Source organism: Streptomyces sp. NBC_00376 (assembly GCF_036077095.1).
Lineage (GTDB): Bacteria > Actinomycetota > Actinomycetes > Streptomycetales > Streptomycetaceae > Streptomyces.
The window spans coordinates 2,780,783-2,797,660 of sequence record NZ_CP107960.1 but is presented as its reverse complement, the minus strand read 5'-3'; the positions used below and the strand labels follow the sequence as shown (position 1 = coordinate 2,797,660).

At 70.3% G+C, this 16,878-nt stretch carries 19 protein-coding genes; 12 read left to right on the top strand and 7 right to left on the bottom strand.

Features of this window, described 5'->3' with window-relative positions:
- Positions 1-20: 20 nt before the first annotated feature.
- On the bottom strand, positions 21-653 hold the full coding sequence (locus OG842_RS12315) for a PepSY domain-containing protein (protein WP_266729651.1): 633 nt from the start codon (positions 651-653) through the stop codon (positions 21-23).
- A gap of 119 nt (positions 654-772) precedes the next feature.
- Between OG842_RS12315 and OG842_RS12310 the strand changes: the two genes are divergently transcribed.
- A complete protein-coding gene (locus tag OG842_RS12310) occupies positions 773-1,435 on the top strand; it encodes a response regulator transcription factor (protein WP_266729650.1) in 663 nt (220 codons plus the stop codon).
- Positions 1,432-2,904: a sensor histidine kinase gene (locus tag OG842_RS12305; protein WP_266729649.1), complete on the top strand. Its 1,473-nt coding sequence runs from the start codon at positions 1,432-1,434 to the stop codon at positions 2,902-2,904. The genes OG842_RS12310 and OG842_RS12305 overlap by 4 nt, the downstream gene beginning before the upstream one ends.
- 112 nt (positions 2,905-3,016) lie before the next feature.
- Here OG842_RS12305 and OG842_RS12300 read toward each other — a convergent pair whose 3' ends face one another.
- From OG842_RS12300 to OG842_RS12285, 4 genes are all read right to left on the bottom strand, one after another.
- The gene (locus OG842_RS12300) at positions 3,017-3,493 is read right to left on the bottom strand and encodes a MarR family winged helix-turn-helix transcriptional regulator (protein ID WP_266729648.1); all 477 of its coding nucleotides are present in this window, start codon (positions 3,491-3,493) and stop codon (positions 3,017-3,019) included.
- Positions 3,494-3,618: 125 nt separating this feature from the next.
- On the bottom strand, positions 3,619-4,383 hold the full coding sequence (locus tag OG842_RS12295) for an AIM24 family protein (protein ID WP_266729647.1): 765 nt from the start codon (positions 4,381-4,383) through the stop codon (positions 3,619-3,621).
- On the bottom strand, positions 4,380-5,030 hold the full coding sequence (locus tag OG842_RS12290; RefSeq protein ID WP_266729646.1) for an AIM24 family protein: 651 nt from the start codon (positions 5,028-5,030) through the stop codon (positions 4,380-4,382). The genes OG842_RS12295 and OG842_RS12290 overlap by 4 nt, the downstream gene beginning before the upstream one ends.
- Positions 5,030-5,662 carry an AIM24 family protein gene (locus tag OG842_RS12285; RefSeq protein WP_266733550.1) on the bottom strand — a complete coding sequence of 211 codons (633 nt, stop codon included), beginning with the start codon at positions 5,660-5,662 and terminating at the stop codon, positions 5,030-5,032. The genes OG842_RS12290 and OG842_RS12285 overlap by 1 nt, the downstream gene beginning before the upstream one ends.
- A 246-nt stretch (positions 5,663-5,908) precedes the next feature.
- Between OG842_RS12285 and OG842_RS12280 the strand changes: the two genes are divergently transcribed.
- Both OG842_RS12280 and OG842_RS12275 read left to right on the top strand, forming a co-directional pair.
- Positions 5,909-6,259, top strand: a complete 351-nt coding sequence (locus tag OG842_RS12280) for a DUF3817 domain-containing protein (protein ID WP_093544066.1) — start codon at positions 5,909-5,911, stop codon at positions 6,257-6,259.
- On the top strand, positions 6,256-6,549 hold the full coding sequence (locus tag OG842_RS12275; protein ID WP_014048385.1) for an MTH1187 family thiamine-binding protein: 294 nt from the start codon (positions 6,256-6,258) through the stop codon (positions 6,547-6,549). The genes OG842_RS12280 and OG842_RS12275 overlap by 4 nt, the downstream gene beginning before the upstream one ends.
- A gap of 57 nt (positions 6,550-6,606) precedes the next feature.
- Here the strand turns inward: OG842_RS12275 and OG842_RS12270 are convergent, their stop codons facing one another.
- A complete protein-coding gene (locus OG842_RS12270) occupies positions 6,607-7,605 on the bottom strand; it encodes an ArsR/SmtB family transcription factor (protein WP_266729645.1) in 999 nt (332 codons plus the stop codon).
- A gap of 71 nt (positions 7,606-7,676) precedes the next feature.
- On the opposite strand from OG842_RS12270, the gene OG842_RS12265 reads away from it, so the two are divergent.
- From OG842_RS12265 to OG842_RS12250, 4 genes are all read left to right on the top strand, one after another.
- Positions 7,677-9,005, top strand: coding sequence for an MFS transporter (locus OG842_RS12265; RefSeq protein ID WP_266729644.1), 1,329 nt, complete (start codon positions 7,677-7,679; stop codon positions 9,003-9,005).
- Positions 9,006-9,015: 10 nt separating this feature from the next.
- Positions 9,016-9,525, top strand: coding sequence for a MarR family winged helix-turn-helix transcriptional regulator (locus tag OG842_RS12260; RefSeq protein ID WP_266729643.1), 510 nt, complete (start codon positions 9,016-9,018; stop codon positions 9,523-9,525).
- An 85-nt stretch (positions 9,526-9,610) separates the two neighbouring features.
- Entirely contained in the window at positions 9,611-9,943 is a 333-nt protein-coding gene (locus tag OG842_RS12255) for a DUF3817 domain-containing protein (RefSeq protein ID WP_266729642.1), read from the top strand.
- A 90-nt stretch (positions 9,944-10,033) separates the two neighbouring features.
- Entirely contained in the window at positions 10,034-11,734 is a 1,701-nt protein-coding gene (locus tag OG842_RS12250) for an acyl-CoA mutase large subunit family protein (RefSeq protein ID WP_266729641.1), read from the top strand.
- A 10-nt stretch (positions 11,735-11,744) separates the two neighbouring features.
- Here the strand turns inward: OG842_RS12250 and OG842_RS12245 are convergent, their stop codons facing one another.
- Positions 11,745-12,374 (bottom strand): TetR/AcrR family transcriptional regulator, encoded by a 630-nt coding sequence (locus tag OG842_RS12245; RefSeq protein ID WP_266729640.1) that lies wholly within the window; start codon positions 12,372-12,374, stop codon positions 11,745-11,747.
- Between the two features lie 358 nt (positions 12,375-12,732).
- Between OG842_RS12245 and OG842_RS12240 the strand changes: the two genes are divergently transcribed.
- The 4 genes from OG842_RS12240 (at position 12,733) to OG842_RS12225 (ending at position 16,875) form a co-directional block, all read left to right on the top strand.
- Positions 12,733-13,695 (top strand): tetratricopeptide repeat protein, encoded by a 963-nt coding sequence (locus OG842_RS12240; RefSeq protein WP_266729639.1) that lies wholly within the window; start codon positions 12,733-12,735, stop codon positions 13,693-13,695.
- 599 nt (positions 13,696-14,294) lie between these two features.
- Positions 14,295-14,936, top strand: coding sequence for a DUF6230 family protein (locus OG842_RS12235; protein WP_266729638.1), 642 nt, complete (start codon positions 14,295-14,297; stop codon positions 14,934-14,936).
- Positions 14,937-15,032: 96 nt separating this feature from the next.
- Positions 15,033-15,599, top strand: a complete 567-nt coding sequence (locus tag OG842_RS12230) for a DUF6114 domain-containing protein (RefSeq protein ID WP_266729637.1) — start codon at positions 15,033-15,035, stop codon at positions 15,597-15,599.
- Complete coding sequence (locus tag OG842_RS12225; RefSeq protein WP_266729636.1) at positions 15,589-16,875, top strand: hypothetical protein; 1,287 nt, start codon at positions 15,589-15,591, stop codon at positions 16,873-16,875. Before OG842_RS12230 ends, OG842_RS12225 begins: the two co-directional genes overlap by 11 nt.
- Positions 16,876-16,878: the final 3 nt, after the last annotated feature.

Genomic DNA, 16,878 nt, shown 5'->3' with positions numbered 1-16,878 from the left:
GGCCCTGGGCCGCGTCCGGCCTAGTCGTCGTCCCCGTCACGGTCGTCGTCGTGACCGTCGCTGTCGTGACCGTCGTCGTCCACGTGGCCGGACGTCACCTTGCCCGTGTTCGCGTCGACGTTCAGCTCGTGCTGCTTGCCGTCCTTGCCCTGGACGTCGACCTCCCAGTGCAGAGCCTGGTCGCTCCGGCCGTCGTGGTCGTCCAGGTCGACCGACGTCACGGTCCCGGGGTTCGCCTTCAGCGCGGCGTCGACCGCCGAGTCCAGCGACACGGCGGCGGACCGGGGCGCGTGCAGGTCGCGGTCGTCGCCCTGGTCGTCGTCATCGTCGGAGGTGTGCTTGGCGAGCACCTTGCCGTTGCCCGCGTCCACCGTCACGTCGTGCCAGACCTTGTCAGAGCCGTACACGTCGAGCTCCCAGACGAGCCCGCCGTCCTCGTCGTCCAGCTCGGCCTCGGTGACCGTGCCGGGGACGGCCTCGACGGCGGCCGCGACCGCTTCCTTCACGTCCACCCGGGCGGTGCCGTCGCTCGCCACGCTGCTCTTGACCTCGCGGTCGTGGCTGTCGTCGTCCGCGACGGCGACCGCGGTGGCGGCTCCGCCGCCGGCGAGCACGGCCGCGGTGACGGCGGCGATGACGATCTTGCGCTTCATGAGGGTTCCTCCCCGATCGGGTGGCCGGTTTCGACGAGGACCACATTGCCGGGGTGATGCTGAACGCAGCCTGAAGCCACCTGAAGCCGTCTTCAGGTTCGGTTTGCGACCCTGTGCGTATGCGCCTGTTGATCGTGGAGGACGAGAAGCGGCTCGCGACGGCCCTGGCCGCGGGGCTCACCGCCGAGGGCTTCGCCGTGGACGTCGTGCACGACGGCCTCGAAGGGCTGCACCGGGCCGCCGAAGGGGCGTACGACCTCATCGTCCTCGACATCATGCTGCCCGGGATGAACGGCTACCGGGTCTGCGCCGCCCTGCGCGCCGCCGGGCACGAGACGCCCATCCTGATGCTGACGGCGAAGGACGGGGAGTACGACGAGGCGGAGGGCCTCGACACCGGGGCCGACGACTATCTGACCAAGCCCTTCTCGTACGTGGTGCTGGTGGCGCGGATCCGGGCGCTGCTGCGGCGCCGGGGCGGCGGCTCCGGCTCGCCGGTGGTCACCGTCGGAGCCCTGCGCATGGACACCGCCGCCCGCCGCGTCCACCTCGGCGAGGCCGAGATCACCCTCACCACCAAGGAGTTCGCGGTGCTGGAACAGCTCGCGCTGCGGTCCGGGGAGGTGGTGAGCAAGGCGGACATCCTCGAACACGTCTGGGACTTCGCCTACGACGGCGACCCGAACATCGTCGAGGTGTACGTGAGCACGCTGCGGCGCAAGCTCGGCCCGGCCGCCATCCGCACGGTGCGCGGCGCCGGGTACCGGCTGGAGGCGCTGTGAGGTCGGTCCGGGCCAGGGCCGCGCTCGGCGCCACCGTGGTGGTCGCCCTCGCGCTGATCGGCGCCGGGCTCTCCGTACTCCTCGTCCTTCGTGCCAACCTCACCGACCAGGCGGGGCTCCAGGCCGAGGTGGTGGCCCGGGAAGTGGCCGGGCAGCTCGCCCTCGACGTGCCGTACGACCGGCTGGAGATGCGCGACGAGGAGGACCATCCGGTCCAGGTGACCGACGAGGACGGGCGGGTGGTCGCCGTCTCCAAGGACCTCCGGGCGATCTCCGGCACCGGCACGGACCGGGTCACGCCCGTCCCGGCCCCGCCCCCGGCCGCCGGGGCGTCCGGCAGCGCGAGCGACGACGACAACGGGGGCGACGACGGAAGCGATGACGACGACGGTCACGCCACCCCCGCCCCCGGCCGCGGTGAAGTCGACTCCGACGAACCGGACTTCATCAACGGCACCGCGAACGTGGACGGCGAGACGGCCGACTACCGTTTCGCGTCCGTGCGGGCGACGACCCCCGCCGGGGTGACGCTGACCGTGCACGCGGGTGCCCCGCTGGCCGCCGAGCAGGAGGCCGTGGGCACGGTGCGCGGCGCGATGCTGATCGGGCTGCCGTTGCTGCTGCTCGTGGTCTCCGGGGTGACCTGGCTGGTGACCCGGCGGGCGCTGCGCCCGGTCGAGGGCATCCGGCGCGAGATGGCCGCGATCACCGCGTCCGAGGACCTGAGCCGACGGGTGCCGGAGCCCGGCTCGCGCGACGAGGTCGCCCGGCTGGCCCGTACGACCAATGAGACGCTCACCGCTCTGGAGGCCTCCGTCGACCGGCAGCGGCGGTTCGTCGCGGACGCCTCGCACGAACTGCGCAGCCCGATCGCCTCGCTGCGCACCCAACTGGAGGTGGGCGCGGCCCATCCGGAGCTGCTGGACCTGCCGGGCGCGGTCGCCGACACCGTACGGCTCCAGGCGCTGGCTGCCGATCTCCTGCTGCTGGCCAGGCTGGACGCGGGGGAGCGGCCGGGCCGTACGGTGCTGGACCTGGGCGCGCTGGTCCGCGAGGAGGTCTCGCAGCGCACCGGGGACCGGATCGCGGTGACGGTGTCGGTGCCGGACTCCGGGCCCTTCGAAGTGGCCGGATCACGCGGGCAGTTGGCGCGGGTGATCGGCAATCTGCTGGACAACGCGGAGCGGCATGCGCGGAGCACGGTGACCGTCTCGGTGCGGGCGGCGGAGCGGGGCGGCGTGGTCGTCGCCGTCACCGACGACGGGGCGGGCGTGCCGCCGGACGAGCGCGAGCGGATCTTCGAACGTTTCGTACGGCTCGACGACGCCCGCACCCGGGACGACGGCGGCGCGGGTCTCGGCCTGGCCATCGCCCGGGACGTCGCCGTCCGGCACGGGGGTCGGCTGACGGTCGACAGTGCGCGGGAGGGCGGCGCCCGGTTCGAGCTCAGGCTGCCCGGCGCCGGCTGAACGCCGCGCCGGGCGAGCGCCGCCCCGGCTGAGCACTGCCTCGGCCGAACGCCGCGCCGGCGGGGTCACGCGCGGTGCGCGTCACCGGTGCCGGACGCGGCCCCGCCGCTGGTCACGCCTTGCCGCGTCGTCCCCGCAGATGCTCCGCGATCGGGGTCAGCGCCGCGTGCAGGTCCGCCAGCGCCTCCGGCGTCAGCAGGTCCATGAAGTGCTTGCGGACCGACGCCACGTGGTGCGGCGCCACCTTGCGCATCGTCTCCGCGCCGTCCTCGGTCAGGACCGCGTACAGACCGCGCCGGTCGGACTCGCAGTTCTCCCTGCGGACCAGGCCGGCGTTCTCCATGCGGGTGATCTGGTGCGAGAGCCTGCTCTTGGACTGCAGCGTCGCCGCGGCTAGGTCACTCATCCGCATGCGCTGGTCGTCCGACTCCGAGAGATTGACCAGGATCTCGTAGTCGTTGTTGGTCAGGCCGAACGGCTGGAGATCCTTCTCCAGTTGGTGCATCAGCAGCCTGCTGACGTCCAGGTGGGTGCGCCAGGCGCACTGCTCCGCGTCGTTCAGCCAGCGGGTGGCCGTCTCGGTCTCCATATATGGATTCTACCTAAGAAGTTGAAAGCCGGACGAAGTAGGGGGGTGTGACGGTCTGTACCGGTCCGGAGACGGGTCCGGCCGCGGGGTGCAGACGTTCGACGTCACGCTCCGCAGCCTACCGTTCACAAACCGAAGCGACGCTGGAGGTCCCCGAGCTGACCGGGCATACGGGGTGAGGCGCCAGGTTGACCGCCGCCGCCCGGAACCCCGGCCTGCCCCGGCACCGGACCCGTCGGCTGTTCGGCCATCAGGATCTCGGTCGACTGGAGCAGCACCGTGCCTGCGCCGACGAACTCGAACTGGTGCTCCTCGCCCGAGGTGCCCCCGATCCCCGTCAACGACCGCAGCCCGCCCAGTACGCCCGTCATGTAGCCGTGGTCGTAGTGGTGGCACGGCGAGGGGCAGTCCGCCCAGCCCACCAGGGCCTGCGGGTCGACCCGCAGCGGCGGCTCCATGAAGACCACCGGGCCGTTGGAGGCGGCCACGAACTTGCCCGTGCCGATCAGGGTCAGAAATCCCGGAACGATCGACTGCTTGAGTGCCAGCGACGGCTGGTAGGCGAGGAGATTGCCCGACCTGATGGTCAGGTTCCCCTCGTCCAGGTCGTAGGAGTTCACGTCGAAGGCCCGGTCCGCGAGCAGCATCTTGCCGCTGCCCTCGGCGACCACCCAGTCGCTCGCGTGCAGCGGTGAGTGGAAGCTCGTACGGATCAGCCGCTCGAAGCGGCCGTGACCGATGCCGTTGAAATCGATCTGCCCGTAATAGGCGATCATCTTGCCCTTCTGCAGGAACCACTGGCTCCCCTTGAGCTCCACGCAGAAGGTGTACGAGTTGACGTTGTCGTCCGACGGCAGCGTCATCGGGTCGAAGACCACGGGCGTGCTCACAGCTTCTCCTCCGAGGCCTGTACGTACACCGCGCCACTGCCGCTCAGCTCCAGCTGGAACGCCTCGCCGGAGCCGCGCCCCACCATGTCGCGCCAGCCGAGTGCGGTCGAGAGTTTGTTCCGTACGTCGCCGTGGTGCGCGACGTACGCCTGCGGGTCCACATGGACGTCGCGGCCGGGAGTGATCGGCAGCTCGATCACCCCGCCGTGGGCCATCACCGCGACCGCACCGTGGCCCTGGAGCGTGGTGGTGAACAGCCCCTGTCCGGTCACCTGGCCGCGCACCATGCCCATCACGCCACCCTGCGAGCCCATGAACATCGTGCCCTGCTGGAGCGTCCCGTCGAAGGCGAGCAGCCGGTCGGCCTCCACGTAGAGGGTGTCCCCGGCCAGATCGATCACCTGGATGTGATGGCCGCCGTGGCCGAACATCACCGTTCCGCTGCCCTCGACCGTCATCAGCGGGGTCGCCTCGCCCGCCACCCGCCGGCCGATCATCGACATCACGCCGCCCTGGCCGCCCTGGATGTTCGGCGTGAACGACACCTCGCCGCGGTAGGCGAGCATCGCGCCCCGCTGGCTGTACATCTTCTGGCCGGGAACCACCGTCGCCTCGACCATCTTCGAGTTGATCTCGCGGAACGGCATCAGACATCGCCCCCGATGGTGTTCCGCTCGCTCGGCTGGACGTAGACCACGCCCTCGCCCTCGAACCGGATCTGGAAGGACTCCCCGGAGCCCTCGCCGATCAGCGTCCGGAAGTTCACCCCGGACTGGAAGTGCTGCTGGAGCTTGCCCTGGTGGGCGATGTAGGCGCCAGGGTCGACGAACAGCGGGTACTGGGCCGAGACCCGCAGCGCCACCGCCGCGCCGTCCGACATGATCGCCACCTGGCCGGTGCCCTCGACGGTGGTGGTGAACAGGCCGTTGCCGCTCGCCCCGCCGCGCAGGCCGGTGAAGGTGGTGCCGGTGCGCAGTCCGGCGTCGGCGCACAGCAGATTGCTCGCCTCGACGTAGAGCTTGTCGCTGTGCAGCGAGACGAGGTTGATCTCGCTCGCGCGGTCCGCGAAATAACAGGTGCCCTGGCCGGTCACCTCCATCACGGACATCTGCTCGCCGGTCAGCCGCCGGGTCACCATGCCGCGCAGCCCGTCACCGCCGCCGGTCATCTTCTTGAACGTCATCCGGCCGTCGTAGGCGACCATCGAGCCGTTCTTCGCCTTGACGGCGTCACCGGCCAGGTCGACGGCGAGCGTTCTGCTGCCTTGGAGTCGGAACATTGCCACGGAGCGACGTTAGCGCCAGGCCGCCCGGCCCGGACAGGGCCCGGGGGAGGATCTCCGGCCCCGAACCGCCCCTGATACGCATCCGGTACCGGACCCGTACGCAACCGGGACGTATGACCCGGCGCCTGCGACACCCGGTATCGGGCCCCGGCGCCGGGCACCGACCGCGTCGATGTCACAATGGGTCCGCTTGTGCCTGTATTCACAAGCTGTCACCGTCCTCCCACCGAAGGTGCCCCCGTGGACATCAAGACCGCTACCGCCCTGCACCGGCTGCGCCTCATCTCGATTCCCGAGGCGCTCTCCTTCCCGGCGCTGATCATCTTCGGCTCGGTCCTCAGCCGGGTCTCCGACATCGACTTCCTGATGATGCCGCTGGGCATCCTGCACGGCGTGCTCTTCGTGATCTACGCCGTCCTGCTGCTCGATGTCTGGGCCAAGACCAAGTGGCCGCTGAAGCGCGTCGCGCTCTTCTTCCTGCTCGCACTGCTGCCGTTCGGCGGGCTGTACGGCGACAAGCTGCTCAAGCGCTACGAGGCCGACGGCGTCATCGCCGCCCGCGCCCGCCGCGAAGGCGTGGTCAGCGCATGATCGTCGCGTTCTCGGTCAGCCCGCTGGGTGTCGGTGAGGACGTCGGCGAGTACGTCGCCGACGCCGTCCGGGTCGTCCGCGAGTCCGGCCTGCCCAACCGCACGGACGCCATGTTCACCTCCGTGGAAGGTGAATGGGACGAAGTCATGGACGTCGTCAAGCGTGCCGTCGCCGCCGTCGAGGCCCGCGCCGGACGCGTCTCCCTCGTACTGAAGGCCGACATCCGCCCCGGCGTCACCGACGGCCTGACCTCCAAGGTCGAGACGGTCGAGCGCTACCTCGCGGACTGACGCCCCGCCCGCGACGCCCCCGTGACGAGCCCCCGGCCCCCGGTCCGGGGGCTCGCCTCATTCCGCCCGGCCGCGCTCCGGCACGGCCAGGGCGATCCCGAGCGGAGTCCGCTCGTACAGCACCTGATGCCCGTACCGGCGCGACGTCAGCAGCCCCGCCGCACGCAGCACCGACAGATGCTCCGACACGGAGGACACCGCGAGGCCCAGACGGTGCGCGAGCGCGCTCGGGCCGGCTGGTTCGTCGAGCGCGCACAGGACATCGGCCCGGCCACGCCCCAGCAGCCGGGCGAGCACCTGCGGGGTGCGGTCGGCGGGTTCCGTCCACAGCCCGCCGATGCCGCGTGCCGGGTAGACGATCGCGGGCTGCCACGGCGGTTCGAAGCCGCTGACCGCGTCCGGCCAGCAGAAGACGCTGGGAATCAGGACCAGCCCCTGCCCGCCCAGCACCCGGGTGTGCCTGCCGCGCGTCCCGATGATGGTGAGCGTCGAATCCGACCAGCTCAGCTGGGGGCTCAACTCACCCAGCAGCCGCTCGAAGCCGACCGCGGCGAGCCGCCGCGAGTGGTAGGCGATGTCCGCCTCCAGCAGCGCGCGCAGCCGTGGCCAGTGCGGCTCGATCAGCACCCGCCAGGCCTGCTCCAGCAGGTCGGCCAGATACCGGGCGGTCCCGACCGGATCGGCGAGCATCGCCTGTCCGGTGGGGGAGCGCAGCAGTTCGGGCCGGTTGGCCAGTGACAGTGCGATGTCCCGGCGGGCGACCTCCGGATCGACGGACCGCACCCCGGCGATCTCCTCCTCGAAGGTGGTGACCGGACCGGGCGGCGGCGGGCTGAAGAAGTCGGGGTTGTGCCCGCGCCGTGCCATCAGCTGCCAAAGCGGCCCGAGTTCGAGGCCGTCGGCCGCGTCGCGGATCAGCCGGAGCCACGGCAGGTGGTACCCGTGCCGCTCGGGCTGGGCCAGGACGCGCACGGCCGCCTGGGTCTCGCCGAGCGGTGACAGTGCGAACCGGCAGCGCAGCAGATCGCCCCCGTCGAGGTGCAGCTGGAACGACATGCGCGGCCTCGTAACTTTCGGTGTGGGCCGAAAGTCTACGGAGAGCCGCCGCAGGCCCCCAGGCTGCGACCATGCCGTCAGACACCGAAAACCCAGCGGTCCCTCCCGCCCCCGGGGCGACCGCCCCCGACACGGCCGACGCCGGTACCTCCGGCGGCTACCGCGCCGTCTTCGCCGTCCGGGAGTTCCGGGCGGTCTTCGCCGCGCATCTGCTCTCCCTCCTCGGCGTCGTCGTCAGCGAGCTCGCTCTCACCGTCCTGGTGTACGGGCTCACCGGTTCGCCCCTGCTCAGCGCGCTCACCTTCGCGCTCGGCCTTCTCCCGTACCTGGTGGGAGGCACCCTCTTCGCCGGGGTCGCCGACCGCTACCCCGCCCGCCGGGTCCTCGTCACCTGCGATCTGATCTGTGCCGGCTGCGTCACCGTGATGGTGCTGCCGGGCACCCCGGTCGGCGGACTGCTCGCGCTGCGCTGCCTGATCGCCGCCGTCTCACCGGTCTTCACCGGGACGCGGATGGCCGCGCTCACGGACATCCTGGGCGAGGGCGAGCACTATGTCCTCGGCCGCTCGCTGCTGCGGATCGTCTCGCAGAGCGCGCTGCTCGCCGGCTTCGGGGCGGGTGGGGTGCTGCTCGCCGTGTTCTCGCCCCGGGGTGCGATCACGGTCACCGTGGTGACCTTCCTCTGCTCGGCTGCCCTGCTCCGCTTCGGCACCCGCGACCGGCCCGCCAGGTCCGACGGGGACCGTCGTGACGCCCTGCTCAAGGAATCGCTCGCCGGAGCCCGCGACCTGCTCGGGAACCGCAGGATCCGCGCGCTGATGCTGCTCTTCTGGGTGCCCCCGCTGTTCGTCGTCGCACCGGAGGCGCTGGCCGTCCCGTACGCGGACGAGATCGGGGCCGGCCCCGTCGTGCTGGGACTGCTGATGTGTGCGATGCCCATCGGTCAGATCGTTGCCGAACTCTACGTCGGCACGGCGCTCGGCTCCCGGCTGCGCGCCCTGGTCGTGCTGCCGGCCGCCGTCGCGGGACCGCTGCCCCTGGTGGTGTACGGACTGCGCCCAGGCACGGTCGCGATCGCGCTCGCGCTGGTGCTCGCCGGGGCGGGCGGGGCGTACGTCATCGGCCTCGACCAGTGGTTCGTCGAGGCCGTCCCGGAGGCGCTGCGCGGCAGGGCCATGACCCTGCTCACCGCCGGACTGATGACGCTCCAGGGGGTCGGTATGGCCCTTGCCGGGCTCGCCGCCGAGTTCCTCCCTGTGCACCAGGTGGTCGCCGGAGCCGGTGCGGTCGGCGCCCTCTGTCTGCTGCCGCTCGTCCTGGAGGTCAGGAGGACCGCCCCCGCCCACCGTATTCGGACCGAAGTTCGAGACGGGGCTGACCAGCATATGACCAGTGGGTAAGGTCGGTGCCGTGCCGAAGCCGCTCAGTCTCCCCTTCGATCCCATCGCCCGCGCCGACGAACTCTGGCAGCAGCGCTGGGGCCCGGTGCCCTCGATGGGGGCGATCACCTCGATCATGCGCGCCCAGCAGATCCTGCTCGCCGAGGTCGACGCGGTGGTCAAGCCGTACGGACTGACCTTCGCCCGCTACGAGGCGCTGGTGCTGCTCACCTTCTCCAAGGCCGGCGAGCTGCCGATGTCCAAGATCGGCGAGCGGCTCATGGTCCACCCCACCTCCGTCACCAACACCGTGGACCGACTGGTGCGCTCCGGCCTGGTCGCCAAGCGCCCCAACCCCAACGACGGCCGCGGCACCCTCGCCTCCATCACCGACAAGGGCCGCGAGGTCGTCGAGGCGGCGACCAGGGACCTGGTCGACATGCAGTTCGGGCTCGGGGCGTACGACGCCGAGGAGTGCGCGGAGATCTTCGCGATGCTGCGCCCGCTGCGGGTCGCCGCCCACGACTTCGAAGAGGCGTAGCGGAGGAAACACAGGGCGTAGAACGGCGTTTCGAGAGTCCGGCCCGCTGCAAGATCGCCCCGGCCGTCCGGTTAGTCTCGATGCCATGAAACGCAGTGTGCTGACCCGGTACCGGGTGATGGCCTACGTCACCGCCGTCATGTTGCTGGTGCTCTGCACCTGCATGGTCTTCAAGTACGGATTCGAGACGGGCGAGGGCCTGACGCTCGTCGTCTCCCAGATCCACGGTGTGCTCTACATCATCTACCTGATCTTCGCCTTCGATCTCGGCTCCAAGGCGAAGTGGCCGATGGGCAAGCTCCTCTGGGTGCTGATCTCCGGCACCATCCCGACGGCCGCGTTCTTCGTCGAGCGCAAGGTCGTCCGCGAGGTCGAGCCGCTGATCGTCGACGGCGCCCCCGCGACCGCCAAGGCCTGACCCCGGTCCGCGCCGCCCGAACCGCCCCGTGCGAAGCACCGGGCGGTTTGCCATCGACATTTACTAGGACGTCCTAGTAAATTCGATGGTATGGACGCTGACGCGATCGAGGAAGGCCGCCGCCGCTGGCAGGCCCGTTACGACAAGGCCCGCAAGCGTGACGCGGACTTCACCACACTCTCCGGGGATCCGGTGGAGCCCGTGTACGGCCCCCGCCCCGGGGACACGTACGAGGGGTTCGAGCGGATCGGCTGGCCCGGTGAGTACCCCTTCACCCGGGGGCTCTACCCGACCGGCTACCGCGGCCGGACCTGGACCATCCGCCAGTTCGCCGGCTTCGGCAACGCCGAGCAGACCAACGAGCGCTACAAGATGATCCTGGCCGCGGGCGGCGGCGGGCTCAGCGTCGCCTTCGACATGCCGACGCTGATGGGCCGCGACTCCGACGACCCCCGCTCGCTCGGCGAGGTCGGGCACTGCGGTGTGGCCATCGACTCCGCCGCCGACATGGAGGTCCTCTTCAAGGGCATCCCGCTCGGCGACGTCACGACGTCCATGACGATCAGCGGCCCCGCCGTCCCGGTCTTCTGCATGTACCTGGTCGCCGCCGAGCGCCAGGGGGTCGACCCGGGCGTGCTCAACGGCACGCTCCAGACCGACATCTTCAAGGAGTACATCGCGCAGAAGGAGTGGCTCTTCCAGCCCGAGCCCCATCTGCGCCTCATCGGCGACCTGATGGAGCACTGCGCCCGCGACATCCCCGCCTACAAGCCGCTCTCCGTCTCCGGCTACCACATCCGCGAGGCCGGGGCGACGGCCGCGCAGGAGCTCGCGTACACCCTCGCCGACGGCTTCGGCTACGTGGAGCTCGGCCTCTCCCGCGGCCTGGACGTCGACACCTTCGCGCCCGGCCTCTCCTTCTTCTTCGACGCGCACCTCGACTTCTTCGAGGAGATCGCCAAGTTCCGCGCGGCCCGCCGGATCTGGGCCCGCTGGATGAAGGAGACGTACGGGGCGAAGACCGACAAGGCGCAGTGGCTCCGCTTCCACACCCAGACCGCCGGTGTCTCGCTCACCGCCCAGCAGCCGTACAACAACGTCGTACGGACGGCCGTCGAGGCGCTCTCGGCGGTGCTCGGCGGCACCAACTCGCTGCACACCAACGCCCTCGACGAGACCCTCGCGCTCCCCTCCGAGCAGGCCGCCGAGATCGCCCTGCGCACCCAGCAGGTGCTGATGGAGGAGACCGGCGTCGCCAACGTGGCCGACCCGCTGGGCGGTTCCTGGTACGTCGAGCAGCTCACCGACCGGATCGAGGCCGACGCCGAGAAGATCTTCGAGCAGATCAAGGAGCGCGGCACCCGGGCCCACCCGGACGGGCAGCACCCCATCGGGCCGATCACCTCCGGCATCCTGCGCGGCATCGAGGACGGCTGGTTCACCGGCGAGATCGCCGAGTCCGCCTTCCGCTACCAGCAGTCGCTGGAGAAGGGCGACAAGCGGGTCGTCGGCGTCAACGTCCACCACGGCTCGGTCACCGGCGACCTGGAGATCCTGCGGGTCAGCCATGAGGTCGAGCGCGAGCAGGTCCGGGTGCTCGGCGGCCGCAAGGACGCCCGCGACGACGCCCGGGTCAAGTCGGCGCTGGACGCGATGCTGGCCGCCGCCCGCGACGGCTCCAACATGATCGCGCCGATGCTGGACGCGGTACGGGCCGAGGCGACGCTCGGCGAGATCTGCGGCGTCCTGCGCGACGAGTGGGGCAGCTACACGGAGCCGCCCGGCTTCTGACGAAGGGGTGCTACGCGGAGGCCGCGGCCTTCAGCCCCGCGAGCAGCAGCACGGTGAAGCGCCGGGCCCAGTCCGTGTCGACGGGCTCGGCGCTCACCAGGGCCCGGTGTACGACCGCACCGGCGATCACATCGAAGATCAGATCCGCGGTCGCGGCCGCCGCGGCCTCGTCCTGCTCGACGGGCAACTCCCCGCGCTCCTGTGCCCGTCGGCGGCCCTGGAGCACCAGCCGCTTCTGCCGGTCCACGATCGAGTCGCGGATCCGGGTCCGCAGCGCCTCGTCGCGCGTCGACTCCGCGACCACCGCCATCAGCGCGGTCTGGGTCTCCGGCCGCTCCAGCAGCGCGGCGAACTGCAGCACCACCGCCTGCACATCGGCCGACAGGCTGCCCAGATCGGGCAGTTCCAGCTCGTCGAAGAGGACCGCGACGGCGTCCACGACCAGCTCGTTCTTGCCCGCCCACCGCCGGTACAGGGTCGTCTTGGCCACCCCGGCCCGCGTCGCCACATCGCTCATGGTCAGCTTCGACCAGCCGAGGTCGACCAGCGAGGCCCTGGTCGCCTCCAGGATCGCTTCATCTGCCGCGGCACTGCGCGGACGTCCCGTTCGAAGGGGTTTGGGGTGGCTGCGGCTCAGCATGCCGTGACCATACCGGTCAGTAAGTAGAAGCGGCCGGTCCCGGTCGCCGTGAGGCAGATCACCGATAGCACCTGTGCGCGAGGGGTGGCCGGCAGTTACGCTACGGGTCGTAGCGTAAGGACGACGATCATGCCGTCGTGACGCCGCAACCGAATGACAGCCACAGGCGCCGGGTGGGGACCCGGCGCCGAACCGGGTCTTTCAGGGGCCCTCGGCCGTGTCCGTGAAATCACGGCCTCGAACCGTGTCCGCCCGTACGCCCCGCACACCGGCCGGGGCTGCGGACGGGCGCGGTTCCCGTATCGCTTTCCGGATCGGCGCACCGAGGGGGGAGGATGTACGTATGCAGCCTAGGAACATGTCCATGAGCGGCGTCGTCGACCTCGCCGCGGTGAAGGCGGCCGGCGAGGCCAAGGTGAAGGCGGAGCAGGCCCGTGCGGAGGCCTCCCGGCAGGGTGGTGGTGGCGCGGTACCGCCGTCCGCCCTGGTGATCGATGTCGATGAGGCAGGCTTCGAGAACGATGTCCTGCAGCGTTCCGCCGAGGTCCCGGTCGTCATCGACTTCTGGGCCGAGTGGTGCGAGCCGTGCAAGCAGCTGGGCCCGCTCCTGGAGCGCCTGGCCCGTGAGTACAACGGCCGCTTCGTGCTGGCCAAGGTCGATGTCGACGCCAACCAGATGCTGATGCAGCAGTTCGGTATCCAGGGCATCCCGGCGGTCTTCGCCGTCGTCGCCGGGCAGGCCCTCCCGCTCTTCCAGGGCGCGGCCCCCGAGGCCCAGATCCGGCAGACGCTGGACCAGTTGATCCAGGTCGGCGAGGAGCGGTTCGGGCTCACCGGGATCGTGGTCGACCAGGACGCCGCCGACGGGACGGCCGACCAGGCTCCGGCCGAGGCGCCCGCAGGGCCGTACGACGCCCTGCTCGAAGCGGCCGTACAGGCCCTGGACGCCGACGACTTCGCCGGTGCCGTCCAGGCGTACAAGAACGTCCTGTCCGACGACCCGGCCAACACCGAGGCCAAGCTCGGCCTCGCCCAGGCCGAACTCCTCTCCCGGGTCAAGGACATGGACGCCCAGCGGGTCCGCGAGGAGGCCGCCGCGAAGCCGGCCGATGTCGCGGCGCAGCTCGCCGCCGCCGATCTGGATCTGGTCGGCGGTCATGTCGAGGATGCCTTCGGCCGGCTCGTCGAGACGGTGCGGCGCAACTTCGGCGACGACCGGGACACCGCGCGGCTGCGGCTGCTGGAGCTGTTCGAGGTGATCGGCCCCGACGATCCGCGGGTCGTCGCCGCGCGTACGGCGCTGGCGCGGGTCTTGTTCTGATGTGACAAGCGGCCGCGGTACCCCGTCGGGGACCGCGGCCGTTTTCGCGGTCGGGCGATAAGAGACGGCCCTGCTTTACCAAATCTTGATAAAGCAAGGGCCTGTTACTCGCAGTAAATCAAGCATTGGGATCTGTCCGTATTGGCGCAGCGATCCCCCTTTCGTCCCTCACCCCGAAGCCACCCTGTGTGGCCGGGCGGTACCAGCCGGTCGCGCATCGGTTATCGGGCCGTTACTAGCGAGTAACGAACCCCCTTGTGTCACGGGCGGGAATGCACCACGATCGGCCACGCTCGGTCCAATAACGCCAGCCCGGCTGCCAGTCGGTGCGGCGGCCCTGTTGGGTCCCCACCGAGTGGGCCGGCGGCAGTGACGCGGGCTCCGGACAGGGGGGTTCCTGTCGTCCGGCAGGGCCTGTCCGATACAGGTTGCGCGAATGCGTGGCCAGTGGTTGTCGCTCGGGGGTGATCGCCGGTGATTCGGACGCGGTTCATGCCTCCGTCCGCGGGCGCTCTCCTTGCCGAGGACGTAGCACTTCTCCCATCCCAGGACGGGCCCAGGCCCGGACCGGAGATGTACGTCCGAGAAGGAGGAAAATTATGAGTTCCCAGGTTCGTGGCGGCACCAGATGGAAGCGTTTCGCTCTGGTCATGGTGCCGAGCGTCGTCGCGACCGCGGCGGTGGGTGTCGGTCTCGCGCAGGGTGCCCTCGCGGCGTCCTTCAGCGTGTCCGGCCAGAGCTTCAAGGTGAGCACCGACAAGCTCGTCGGCCATGACTTCGTCCAGTACGGCTCCGTCGCCACCGGTATGAACCCCGAGGGCAAGAACGGGGCTCACGCCGTTGCCGTGTCCGGCTTCAGCGATGCCACGATCACCAACATGTGCCAGTCGGTGGTCACTCCGAACCTGCCGTTCGGTCTGGGCACTGTCACGCTGCAGCTGAAGGCGGGCACCGACCCGAAGAAGCCGGTCGAGGCGACCAACCTGTACCTCGATGTCGCCGAGCTCGACGCCGACGCGTACTTCGAGAACATCGACATCGGTGTCGCCGCCGGTGACATGGGCAAGCCCGGCATCCAGGCCGGTACCGAGAAGGCCGTCAACCCGAACGGCTTCGCGCAGCGCGCCAAGACGGTGACGCTGACCGACGTCAAGCAGACGGCATGGGCGACCACCGCCGGCACCTTCAAGCTCAGCAACCTGAGCCTGCGGCTGAAGTCCGGCGACAAGCCTTGCTACTAGGGCACTTGCCCAGGGTGGCCGGGGTTCCGCCACGGATCTCCGGCCACCCGCCCCTTCTCTTCTCACAGCAGTACCGGTTCCAGGGAGCTGTTTTCCATGAGCCCCGAGTCCACAGGGCAGAACGAGCACTACCTCCGCGTCTTCTGGCGGAGATTCCGCACCTGGCGGGGTAACCGGCCGTTCTGGGCGGGCCTGTTCACCATCGTGGGTGGTCTACCCATCGCGTATTTTCCGTACGCCAACATGCACCTCGGCAACGTCACACTGGCGATGTCCACCACTGCGGGTGCCGGTTCCCTGATCATCGGGATCCTGCTCATCACGCTGGGCCTCACCATGTGGTTCCACCACATCGTGAGGGTGTTCGCCGGAGTCGCCGCGATCCTGCTGGCGCTGATCTCGATACCCGTCGCCAACATCGGTGGCTTCCTGGTCGGCTTCCTGTTCGCCCTGCTGGGTGGAGCGCTCTCCATCTCCTGGGCCCCGGGCGAGCCGACGCCGGACTCCGGGCCGGCCGGCATGGCGGGGGAGAAGTCCGGGGCCGTCCCCGGCACGCAGGAGTCCGGACCCGAGTTCCACAGCACGGCAGCGGTGCCCCAGCAGCAGCCGGAGCAGTACGACACGACAGTTGAGGTCGACGGCGGGAGGCACCGTGCGGGGTGACGAGAGGCAGCTGAACTCGACCGGGGAGGATTCCGGCACGAGAGGCGGACCGCGCCACGCGGCCCCCAGGAAGTCCTTGCTGACGAAGCTGCACATACCCGCGGGCAAGGCGTTCGCGCTCGCCGCGATGCCGACGGCCGTCTTCGTGGGCATGGGGCTCACCCCCAAGCTCGCGCTGGCCGACGACAGCTCCGACATCCCGTTCGCGCCCGGTCCCTGCGTGACCCGCTCCGACGAACCGAGCGAGGAGCCCTCGCCGTCCGCGTCGAAGTCGCCGACCCCGTCCCCCTCCGCCACCGACTCCGGTGACAAGGGCGGTTCGGCGACCCCGAAGCCCTCGACGACCCCGTCCGCGAGCGACGAGGCCCAGCCGAAGGCGAAGGCCGCCGAAGCCGGAACCCGGGCCGACGCACCGGCCGCCACGCCGAGCGCCTCGCCCACCCCCACGAAGTCGACGAACCCGCTCGACCCGCTGGGCGTCGGCGACGCGCTCAGGGACCTCTTCGACGGACCGGACAAGGAGACGGCGAGCCCGTCCCCGAGCGCGAGCACCGCTTCCCCGAAGCCCTCGGCGACCGACACCGCCGAGAAGCCCGCGGAGAAGTCCGCGGACAAGCCCGTCGAGAAGGCCGCCGACGCCGCGAAGGAGACGGCCGACAAGACCGCCGCCGCCATCCGCGAGGCCGCCGACAAGGCAGGCAAGTCGGTCGAGGAGCTCGACGAGGACGTCAAGGGACTCGACGCCAAGAAGGACGAGGACATCCCGGACGGCGCCAAGGAGCGCTTCCCGTGTCCCACCGCCGACCCCGAGGCACTGGCCGCGGCCGATCTGGAGACCGGCGTCCCGCTGCTCCCGGACGACCCGTGGATCCTGGAGAGCTCGATGCTCACCCTCAGCGGGCTCGACTACAAGGGCATCGTCGAGGTGAAGACGTACGGCGGCAAGGTCAAGAAGGTGCTGAAGTTCACCGCCAGCTCCATCGACATCGACAACCTTCACCAGAAGACCGTCGGTCCGGCCGGAACGACGGCCCATGTCGAGGCGCGGAAGGGCTCCAAGTCCACCATCCGCCACGGCACGGTGACGATGTACACGGAGGAGCTGAAGGGCAACCTCTTCGGCCTCATCCCGGTGACGTTCAGCCCGGAGACACCGCCTCCGCTGAACGTGCCCTTCGCCTTCTTCACCAAGGTCAAGGTGACCCAGGCCGGCCAGTTCGGCGGCTCGCTCAGGATTCCCGGGCTGCACAACTACTTCACCGGCGGCAACAGCTAGCCG

Coding starts and splice junctions, on each gene's coding strand:
- OG842_RS12255 (WP_266729642.1), top strand. CDS start 9,611: ATGAAACGCAGTGTGCTGACCCGGTACCGGGTGATGGCCTACGTCACC.
- OG842_RS12245 (WP_266729640.1), bottom strand. CDS start 12,374: ATGCTGAGCCGCAGCCACCCCAAACCCCTTCGAACGGGACGTCCGCGC.
- OG842_RS12275 (WP_014048385.1), top strand. CDS start 6,256: ATGATCGTCGCGTTCTCGGTCAGCCCGCTGGGTGTCGGTGAGGACGTC.
- OG842_RS12235 (WP_266729638.1), top strand. CDS start 14,295: ATGAGTTCCCAGGTTCGTGGCGGCACCAGATGGAAGCGTTTCGCTCTG.
- OG842_RS12300 (WP_266729648.1), bottom strand. CDS start 3,493: ATGGAGACCGAGACGGCCACCCGCTGGCTGAACGACGCGGAGCAGTGC.
- OG842_RS12290 (WP_266729646.1), bottom strand. CDS start 5,030: ATGCCGTTCCGCGAGATCAACTCGAAGATGGTCGAGGCGACGGTGGTT.
- OG842_RS12270 (WP_266729645.1), bottom strand. CDS start 7,605: ATGTCGTTCCAGCTGCACCTCGACGGGGGCGATCTGCTGCGCTGCCGG.
- OG842_RS12310 (WP_266729650.1), top strand. CDS start 773: ATGCGCCTGTTGATCGTGGAGGACGAGAAGCGGCTCGCGACGGCCCTG.
- OG842_RS12250 (WP_266729641.1), top strand. CDS start 10,034: ATGGACGCTGACGCGATCGAGGAAGGCCGCCGCCGCTGGCAGGCCCGT.
- OG842_RS12265 (WP_266729644.1), top strand. CDS start 7,677: ATGCCGTCAGACACCGAAAACCCAGCGGTCCCTCCCGCCCCCGGGGCG.
- OG842_RS12315 (WP_266729651.1), bottom strand. CDS start 653: ATGAAGCGCAAGATCGTCATCGCCGCCGTCACCGCGGCCGTGCTCGCC.
- OG842_RS12285 (WP_266733550.1), bottom strand. CDS start 5,662: ATGTTCCGACTCCAAGGCAGCAGAACGCTCGCCGTCGACCTGGCCGGT.
- OG842_RS12240 (WP_266729639.1), top strand. CDS start 12,733: ATGTCCATGAGCGGCGTCGTCGACCTCGCCGCGGTGAAGGCGGCCGGC.
- OG842_RS12230 (WP_266729637.1), top strand. CDS start 15,033: ATGAGCCCCGAGTCCACAGGGCAGAACGAGCACTACCTCCGCGTCTTC.